Genomic DNA, 8296 nt, shown 5'->3' with positions numbered 1-8296 from the left:
CAGACGATCTTGGGAACAGGCAACCGCCCACGACCAGTACGAGGGCAAGAACGCCGACTCACACCAGCCCCGGTGACCTGCAGATTCGAAGTTGGCCGATCTTCATTGGTGTTCCGTCTTGTCGACAAGACACGCCGGGAAAGCGTTTTCGATCTGCTATTGACTGGCTGAACAGCCTACGAGAGCGTGAAGTCGCTTGGGTTACGGGAGTGGGCGCCGGGTCACCTGGGGACAACGGTGTCAGACCGTGGATCGCAACCCGGGTGCGGCCGGACGAGGTCAGTCGTCGACATTGAGGGGAAGGAGGCCGAACTGTGGGTTTATCCCGATCTGGGAGGAAGATGGCAAGTCTGTCCGGACTGCGGCTCATCATGGAAGACATCGCCACCACCGTCGGATCGGCGACGGGGAAGAAGTGGACCAATCTCGGCATAGGAAATCCCGCGGCCATACCAGAAGTCCAGGACACCTGGCGGCGCATGGCCACCCGAGCCATCAACTCCTCCTTCAGCGAAGTCAGTTGCGGATACGGATCGTCGCGGGGACTGCCGGATCTCATCGACGCGATCGCCGAGTACTTCAACGGACGCTACGGCTGGGACGTGACCCCGCGCAACATTGTGGTGGGCCCCGGCAGCCAGATGCTGTGCTTCGCCGCGGCGGCACTGTTCACCGGGCTGGGAGCGGACCGGGACACCCGACTCGTCCTGCCGATGACCCCGGACTACACGGGTTATCAAGGCCTTTCCCTGGTGCCGGACGGAGTCGGCGGAATCGCCCCCGTCGTGCAGTCGGTGGGCGAGCGGTCCTTCCGCTACCTGTTCGACGAGCCAGCGCTCGATGAGCTGACGGACGTGGGGCTCCTGCTCCTGTCCAGCCCGAGCAACCCCGCCGGCCGCAGCGTCTCGCCCGACGAGACCGAGCTCCTCCTCGCTGCCGCCGTACGGCACGACGTACCGCTCGTGATCGACAATGCCTACGGTGCCCCGTTCCCGGCCATCGGTGGGCTGGCCGCGGCTCCCGTGTGGGACGAGCGCGTCGTCAACGTCTTCTCCGTCTCGAAGGCCGGACTTCCGGGCGAGCGCCTGGGCTTCGCCGTCGCCGATGAGCGGCTGATCGAGCCGATGGTCTCCTTCATGGCCAACTCGACGCTCCATGCTCCCCAGTTGGTTCAGTCCACACTGGCTCACGCTTTACGCACCGACGCCCTCGACACGCTGGTCGCATCGGTCATCAGCCCCTTCTACGCCGAGCGCAGGAAGTACGCCGAGACCCTCCTGGCGGAGACCCTGCCTGAGGACATCGCCTGGCGTCTGTATGCCTCGGACGGAGGCATGTTCTGCTGGGTGTGGGTGGACGAGGAGTGGTTCGACGACCTGTGTCTGTACGAGACCCTCAAGGGCAGGGGCGTCTTCGTCGTACCGGGGCGGTACTTCTTCGTCGATGCCCCGGACGGCGAGGGCCGGGAACGTCACTCCCGGCAGTGCTTCCGCGTCAGCATCACCGCCGAGCGGGACGCGATCGCCGTCGGCGTCGAGGTGATTTCCGCCGTGCTGCGGGACATGCGAGCCGAGAGCGTCCAGTCGACACGGTAGCCGGTCACCTCCCGTCGGGCGCAGCCCGTGCTGGCCGCTGACATTGTCCTGGCTGGAATGTGCACATGGTTTTCCCTTTGTTTTTGCTCGACTTGTTGTGCTTAGTGGCGGTCCTGTTAGGTTTTAACCAGTTTTCTCTGCAGGTGCCCCCACGTAACGCTCACTGCCTAAGGAGACTGCATGCTTGGGGACGCGTTACCCCGTGCCAAACCGGTCTTGGCGAAAGGAGAAACTCATCCGCGAGCGCAATCCGACACCTCGGCCCTGGTCACCAGGCGGGGATTGCTTCTCCCTAAGCGGATGGCGTTCGAAAAGTGGGTCGGAGTCGGCAGCTACCTGTCCAACATAATGTCGGCCTCGTCCTGGTGCCTGGGAGACTGGCTGGTGTATGGCGAGGCCTCGTTCAATGGCAGGTACCGCGATGCGATCGAGCTGACGTCATTAGATTATCAAACGCTGAGGAATCATGCGTGGGTAGCGCGATGCTATCCAATGTCTCGGCGAAGAGAAAAGCTGAGCTTCACCCATCACGCGGAGGTGGCGTCTCTTTCGGACCCCGAGCAGGACTTCTGGTTGGGCAAGGCGGAAGAGCACGGGTGGTCTGCGAAGAGGCTCCGTCGCGAGGTCAAGGACAGTCTTGCGGAGCGCGGGGGCCGTAAGAACGAGAAGCACCAGAGCGGCCGAGAGCTGAACGATGGGCAGAAATCCGGAGAAGAGACAGCAGCCTCGACCGACGGGGCCGTGTCGCTCAAGATATCGGTTCCGGCTGACCGTCTTGAATTCTGCCGGGCGACAGCAAAAAAACTTGGACTCGATCTGGAGGCGTGGGCCGCGCAAACTCTTATGGCAGCCGCAGAGGCATCGGTCGGGCGCGAGGTTCCGCAGCAGCGCCAACCGGAGCTGGTGCCCAGTCACAATCGGGTCGACGGCAGCCTCGCTCGCCGGGGAATTTCCTGCGAAGCGCCGGACGGTGCCGCTTCTCGAACAGAAATTTCGGGAAACTATTCCTTTGCGTCGGGTCAGAGCGTTGGCACGGGGTGAATTGTGCAATCAAGAATGCGGCATGACTTCGGGGCGCGCAGACCTTCAATCATGAGGTGAGAAACTGATGGCCGAACCTATGCACACCGTGACGGAAATGCCGATGGCGCGACGGCCCGGGTGCCCCTTCGATCCACCGGAGGAAATGCTCGAGGCCCGTCGGCACGGGCCGATGAGCCGCTACACCTTCCCCGGGGGGCAACCCGGCTGGCTCATCACCGGGTACGACCTGATCAGGACCGTCCTGGAGGACTCGAGGTTCAGCGCACGCAAGGAGCTCCTGCTCCATCCGACCATCGACATCACTGGTATGGAGATACCGCCGGCGGCGCCCGGCGAGTTCCTGCTCACGGACGACCCGCAGCACAGCCGCTACCGGAAACTGCTGGCGGGGAAGTTCACCGTGCGGCGGATGCGCATGATCACCGAGCGGATCGAGCGGATCACCGCCGAGCAGTTGGACTTCATGGAGAAGGTCGGGCCTCCGGTGGATCTGGTGAGCGTCTTCGCCAAGCCCATCCCCGCCATCGTGATCTGTGAGCTGTTGGGGGTCCCCTACGAGGATCGGGCCCGTTTCCAGGAGCAGATCGGTCTGTTCCTCAGCGGTGAGACCAGCGACGAAGACATGATCGCGGCGGTGACGGCGGTCCATGAGTTCGTCGCGGAGGTGGTGGCCGCCAAGCGCGCGAATCCCGGCAACGACGTGCTCAGCGATCTCCTCGACACAGACCTGACCGACGAGGAGTTGCGGGGGATCGGCCTGGTCCTGCTCTCGGCCGGACTCGACAGCGCGACGAACGTGCTGGGTCTCGGCACATGGGCGCTGCTGGAAAATCCCGAGCAGGCCGCGGCCCTGCGCGCCGATCCCGGGATCGCCGATTCGGCGGTGGAGGAGCTGCTGCGTTACGTGAGTGTCGGCAAGACCTTCATGCGGACGGCGCTGGAGGACGTGGAGCTCGGCGGTCAGACGGTCAAGGCCGGTACCACGGTGGTCCTGTCGTACAACACCGCGAACCGTGACCCCGAGCGCTTCGCCGACCCGCATGCGCTCGACCTGCGCAGGAACGACGGCAGCAGCCTGGCCTTCGGACATGGCGTCCACATGTGCTTGGGAAGCCAACTCGCCCGCATCGAACTGCGCGTCGCCTTCACCGCGCTCTTCGAACGCTTCCCCACCCTGCGCCTGGCCGTCCCGGCCGACGAGGTCCCCCTGCGCCCGGAGACCGCCGACGTGCACGGGGTCAAGACCCTCATGGCCACCTGGGACGTGTGACCGGCCCGGGGCCCTGTGACGGAACAAGTCCGCGTCCTGCCCCCACGGATGACTGATCCGTGGGGACACGACGTTTGACGTGCCCGACGTCATCGGGCCGGTGCGGACATCCTCATCGGAGTTCCAGGGTGCAGCACTTGACGCTGCCGCCGGCCTTAAGCAGTTCGGACAGCTCAAGCCCAGTTGATCAGCCACGCCAATGGGGGCAGTCTGACCTCCGACTGATGTTCCCCGGGTCTGCCCGGCGTGCTTGGCGTGGGACAAGCCCGTAACCTCACTGCTGTCCCACCTACTCACTTCTCGGCTCTCGCTCTGATCCGATCTCATCCGGACGTGATCAGTCGATGTCCGGATCATCGGCCTCTTCGAGGAGACGGGCCCCGAGGGCGTCGGCCCACTCCACGGCCCAGGAGCGGAGTGCGGTGATGGTGGCGTCATCGAGCCCGTAGGCGGCGAAGGCTTCGTCGTCGGTCCACTCGGCGCCCGTGAGGTTCGACTGCAGATCCTCGCGCTCGAAGCGGCCGCGGGCGTGTCGGCGGCCGAACTCCTCGAGCTCCGCGTTCGTCCAGCGGCGGGAGGCCGCGAACACGTCGATCAGGTCGCGGGGCGCTCCGCGGTCGGCGAGGGCGCGGACCTTGGTCCCGATCACGTCCTCCTCCGCGAGGACGGGGCCGTACGGACTCTGGGCGACCGGCCGCTAGAAGATTTCCTTGAGGATGTCGACTTCGCATTCCTGCTCGGTGGCCGGGTCGGCCACGGTGAAGCGGGCGGACAGCGGGGCGGTCTCCAGCGCGTGCACCTTCCAGCCGCGGGCTCCCAGGCCGGCGCCGAGCGTGGCGGCGATGTCGGCCATGGGGGTCGGGTTCTCGGTGGCGACGTCGAGGTCCTGGCTGGGGCGGTTCACGAGGCGGTGGGCCCGCACGGCGTATCCACCGGTGAGAACCAGTGGATACGGGGAACCGAGTGCTATTACATCCGCCAGGAACCGCGTGTGCAGCTCCGGCATGTCCGTCACGCAGCTGCCCGGGTGCGGGAGGCGAGCTGGGGGAAGGCGTCCTCCCATACGGTGCGCACGGTGCGACCGACGAGGGTGCGCAGCACTGGCCACAGCTGGAAGAGCAGGTCCCGGTCGAGGTAGCGGGGCAGATCGTCGTGCAGGCCCTCGTGCAGGACGGTGCGGTACAGGCCCATGCGCTGGCGAGGCTTGCCTAGGTCGTACGAGGTCATCCCGGACCAGGCCATGTGCAGCGGCAGCTCCACGACCCCCTGGGTCGGGCCGTGCAACTCGTCCAGCGACTTCGGCAGGCGCCGCCAGAACTTCTCCCGGTGCAACGCGAGGTCCTCGGCCTCGGCCCCCGAGAGGTTCTTCGGCATGGGTGCGCGGTGTTGTGGGCTGGAGGGCATGCCTCCATTCTGGCGCCGGAGTAGTGGCGCGGGTCGTGCTGAGCCGGCTGGCCTCTGGAGTGAGCGGGACGGAGCCTGCCGGGGCAGCTGGTCGTGGCAGCTCGGGCTGGCCCGAGTGGGCGGGACGGGTTATCGACCGTGACGCTCGTTTGACGCTCTGGGCGCACTCACGCTGCGCGGCGAGCCGACAAAGCTGCTCTGACCTGGCCTTTTCCGTGACTCGCTCAGGCCGACACCTTTCCGATGACTCATCATGTGGAGTGCGTGGCCATTCTGGAGCCTGCCGAGAAGGGCGTCTGACCTTGTCTTCGCTCGCGGAATGCGTCGGCTGAGGTTCGTTTGCGCAGAGCGGTCTGAGCTGCAGCTTCTTTCAAAAGGACTCCGGTTCGGGCGTCTTACTGCGCCTCCCCAGCGGCGGCGGGAGCTGCTACTCGGTCGCACGCACCTTGGAGCCGAGAGCGGCGGCCCGACCGGGCCACAAAGGACGGCGCCGTGGTCCGAGGTCTCGAGTGGCTGGTATCACCTCGCCACCTAGATACCAGTCCGGTATCATCGCTGTATGGCAATGACACTCCGACTCCCCGACGACCTTGACGCGAAGCTCACCGAGCGTGCTCGTCGGGAGCGCCGCAGCAAGCAGGAACTTGCCATTGAGGCCATCCGTGACGCCCAGAATCGGGCCGAGCTGAAGGTCGATGACGTCCTGGCCGAGCTCATGGACAGCGATGCGGAGATCCTGGACTACCTGAAGTGACCGAAGTGCGCCACATCCAGATCGACGAGATCCTGGCCATCGCTCGCACGGTCAACGGTACCGAGCACAGCGTGCGTGACATGGGACTCTTGGTGTCAGCGATCGAACGGCCCCGGACCAACGTGTTCGGAGCCGATCTCTATCCCACGCTGCACGAGAAGGCGGCGGCACTGCTGCACTCCGTTGCCCGCAATCACGCGCTGATCGACGGCAACAAGCGCACCGCCTGGCTCGCCATGCGCGTCTTCCTGCGGTTCAACGGCGTCAGCGCCAGTACCGTCCCGCCGCCCGTCTCCATTGCCGGCCCGTTCGTCGAGGAAGTCGCGCAGGACAACATCGATGTACCGGTCATTGCCAAGCGCCTGTCGGTCTGGTTCCCCGTTTCCTGACGTTCGACGTCGTGAGGTCCGGGGCGGAACGAGGTTCCATGAGCGGTGCTGACTCCTGGCAGTCCGCCGGGCGTGCTGGTCCCGTCTTGTGGGACCTGTCCGTTCAGCGGGTTGATTCGTATGGCGGCAGGCATCTGTACGGACTAGGGAGTCCAGCACGTCGGTAGTACATCGGAAATGGCGTCCCGAGAGCCCCTTCCCGCCTGAGGCGGCGGGCAAGGTCCACGTCGGCTGTGGCGTTCACTTCCCGACCAACACCCGCCCCTGATTTCCCACCGGCCACGGAACGCGCCGTCCGTGCCCCTCGCGCGCCCCCCGTGCGCACTGAGCCGGTCCTTTCGCCTCCAACAAGCTGTGTCTGCGGTGATCCACCGTCCGTCCACAGCTTGCAGGGAGCGTCTGCGGGGCAGCGACACGGAGGCGTCCATCAGCCTGCCGGTGGCGAAGCTGGTGGAGACTTTCGGGCGCGCTGAGTCCTCGCCTTCATCCTGAGCATCCCCTGCCCGAGGCCCTGGTGCGTCCGGACTAGGCGGTGGAGACATCGTCAACCGATGGACAAGACCCCGATCACCTCTTCGCCGACCGCTGCACCCAGACGATCGCCTTCGCCCTGCCGCTGCCGTATCGAGAACGTACCGCTCGCCGGCCGTGACTTCGTCGACGTTGCACGAGAGTTGAAGGCCGAGAACACGGTCATGGGTCGAGCCCCGCGGTTGCTGACGGAGATGGTGGACGCTGAGTTCGCCCACCGAATCGACACGCTCGTGCAGGTCATCGACGCTGTCGACTGGGAGGCGATCCGAGCCCGGACGCCCGACGCCCACGTTCATCTCTACGAGGATTTCCTCCAGGAATACGAGGCGAGCTGCGTAAACGTTCCGGCACGTACTACACCCCGCCCCATCTGGTGAAGGAGATGGTCCGCTTCACCGACGCCGTCCTGCGCACCCGCCTGGGCTGGAGGGCTTCGCGGACGAGCAGGTGACGATCGTCGACCCCGCCATGGGCACCGGCCCATTCCTCAGCGAGATCATCGACAGGGTCGCCGAAGAACGCTCCCGCCGCGGGGAAGGCTTCCGCGGCGAAGCGGTGGAACAGCTGGCGGGCCGGCTGATCGGCTGCACGAGAACAAGCTCAAGAGGTCTTCGTCGGCGTGGACGCGGTCAACCGCGGACACTGTCACCAGCGCCCGTTTCGTCTGGAACGGCACCGACCTGGAGGCGGGATGACCCACACGGAACAGGCCCCGGGTGAACGCACCCTGGGCCGTCCCGAACTCCGCCCGCTCTGGCACACGGGTGCGCCTCGGCCCGCTCGACGAAGCCCAGCGCGAGGCTCTTGCCGACCTTCTCGGCCTGGACCGCCTGCCGGACCCTCGCCCCTCCGTCACTCTCGCGCTTGGCCTCCCCATGCGACTGCGTGATCCGACAAGATGTGTTCATGCCTGAGTTTCTTGAAGTCGAGCTCGCCGGAGCGGTGTTGCGGTTGGAGCTGTCGGACGCCGGGGAGTCGGAGCCTGCTGGAAGCGTGGCGGGAGAGGACGGTGATTTCCGGGATCTTCCCGAGGGTTTCGGCACGGTGACGAAGGTGGGCGCCAGGCGCGATCGCGCCGTCGTGGTCGCCACTGAGGGGTTGCGGACCATGCTGAGTCCGCTGGGGCCGCTGCTCCAGGAGGTACACCGTTCGGTCACCAGCGTTCCGGAGCCGCCTCAGGAAATCTCGGTCACGTTTGGGGTACAGGTGGGCCAGGACCTCAAGTTGGGGATTATGGGAGTGAACGGCCAGGCGACGATGACGGTTTCCGCCACCTGGCATGCCGGCGATGCCCGAAGGGACTGAC

Annotated in this window: 8 protein-coding genes and 1 pseudogene; 7 read left to right on the top strand and 2 right to left on the bottom strand. The window is 65.7% G+C overall.

The window, feature by feature from the left end; all coding sequences use genetic code 11:
* Positions 1-314: 314 nt before the first annotated feature.
* The 3 genes from ABT063_RS45145 (at position 315) to ABT063_RS45135 (ending at position 3909) form a co-directional block, all read left to right on the top strand.
* Entirely contained in the window at positions 315-1595 is a 1281-nt protein-coding gene (locus ABT063_RS45145) for a valine--pyruvate transaminase (RefSeq protein WP_351066911.1), read from the top strand.
* A gap of 180 nt (positions 1596-1775) precedes the next feature.
* Positions 1776-2636 (top strand): LmbU family transcriptional regulator, encoded by an 861-nt coding sequence (locus tag ABT063_RS45140; protein WP_351066909.1) that lies wholly within the window; start codon positions 1776-1778, stop codon positions 2634-2636.
* 67 nt (positions 2637-2703) lie between these two features.
* Positions 2704-3909 (top strand): cytochrome P450, encoded by a 1206-nt coding sequence (locus tag ABT063_RS45135; protein ID WP_351066908.1) that lies wholly within the window; start codon positions 2704-2706, stop codon positions 3907-3909.
* Positions 3910-4246: 337 nt separating this feature from the next.
* On the opposite strand, the pseudogene ABT063_RS45130 reads toward ABT063_RS45135, so the two are convergent.
* Positions 4247-4915 (bottom strand): annotated as a pseudogene (locus tag ABT063_RS45130) (nucleotidyl transferase AbiEii/AbiGii toxin family protein).
* A 5-nt stretch (positions 4916-4920) separates the two neighbouring features.
* A complete protein-coding gene (locus ABT063_RS45125) occupies positions 4921-5283 on the bottom strand; it encodes a hypothetical protein (RefSeq protein ID WP_502991013.1) in 363 nt (120 codons plus the stop codon).
* A 589-nt stretch (positions 5284-5872) separates the two neighbouring features.
* Between ABT063_RS45125 and ABT063_RS45120 the strand changes: the two genes are divergently transcribed.
* From ABT063_RS45120 to ABT063_RS45105, 4 genes are all read left to right on the top strand, one after another.
* A complete protein-coding gene (locus ABT063_RS45120) occupies positions 5873-6067 on the top strand; it encodes a ribbon-helix-helix protein, CopG family (protein WP_147995503.1) in 195 nt (64 codons plus the stop codon).
* On the top strand, positions 6064-6456 hold the full coding sequence (locus ABT063_RS45115) for a type II toxin-antitoxin system death-on-curing family toxin (protein WP_351066905.1): 393 nt from the start codon (positions 6064-6066) through the stop codon (positions 6454-6456). The genes ABT063_RS45120 and ABT063_RS45115 overlap by 4 nt, the downstream gene beginning before the upstream one ends.
* 551 nt (positions 6457-7007) lie before the next feature.
* Positions 7008-7367: a hypothetical protein gene (locus ABT063_RS45110; RefSeq protein ID WP_351066903.1), complete on the top strand. Its 360-nt coding sequence runs from the start codon at positions 7008-7010 to the stop codon at positions 7365-7367.
* Between the two features lie 529 nt (positions 7368-7896).
* A complete protein-coding gene (locus ABT063_RS45105) occupies positions 7897-8295 on the top strand; it encodes a CU044_2847 family protein (protein ID WP_351066902.1) in 399 nt (132 codons plus the stop codon).
* Position 8296 lies beyond the last annotated feature (1 nt).

This window comes from Streptomyces sp. NPDC002838, from assembly GCF_040295365.1.
Taxonomy (GTDB): Bacteria; Actinomycetota; Actinomycetes; order Streptomycetales; family Streptomycetaceae; genus Streptomyces.
The sequence above is the reverse complement of the archived record's forward strand: the minus strand, read 5'-3'. Positions and strand labels throughout refer to the sequence as shown.